The organism is Pseudomonas entomophila, from assembly GCF_013523165.1.
Classification (GTDB): domain Bacteria; phylum Pseudomonadota; class Gammaproteobacteria; order Pseudomonadales; family Pseudomonadaceae; genus Aquipseudomonas; species Aquipseudomonas entomophila_A.
The window spans coordinates 1-368 of record NZ_JAAMQI010000066.1 but is presented as its reverse complement, the minus strand read 5'-3'; the positions used below and the strand labels follow the sequence as shown (position 1 = coordinate 368).

The window sequence follows — 368 nt, the reverse complement described above, 5'->3', positions numbered from 1 at the left end:
GCCCGCCAACGTACACGTCATCGGCGGTCGTCAGTACGTAAGTGCCGCTCGCCTTGCCCGCCTCGATGGTGACGACACCGCCACCTTCCAGCGTGAAGGTCATGCCTTTGTGGCCAGTGACCGGCAGGCCGTCCTTGCTGATCAGGGTCACGGTGTAGGTGATCTGACCGCCTTCGGTGACGGTGGTCTTGTCAGCGGTAAGCGTAGCAACGACTTCGTTGATGGTGTCGGTGATCTGCAGCGTTGCTGGGGTGGTGCTCAGCTGCAGGTTCTCGAAGCCTTTGCCACCGGCATCGACTGCGCTCTGCACGCCCAGCTTCACGGTTTCGCCGTCCTTGAAGACGTCATCACCTTGTGCTGCCAGGGTG

General features: G+C 61.7%; 1 protein-coding gene. It reads right to left on the bottom strand.

What is annotated here, in order from left to right; genetic code table 11:
* On the bottom strand, positions 1–368 hold a 368-nt coding region (locus G7Z99_RS19675; RefSeq protein ID WP_181096826.1), incomplete at both ends, for an immunoglobulin-like domain-containing protein.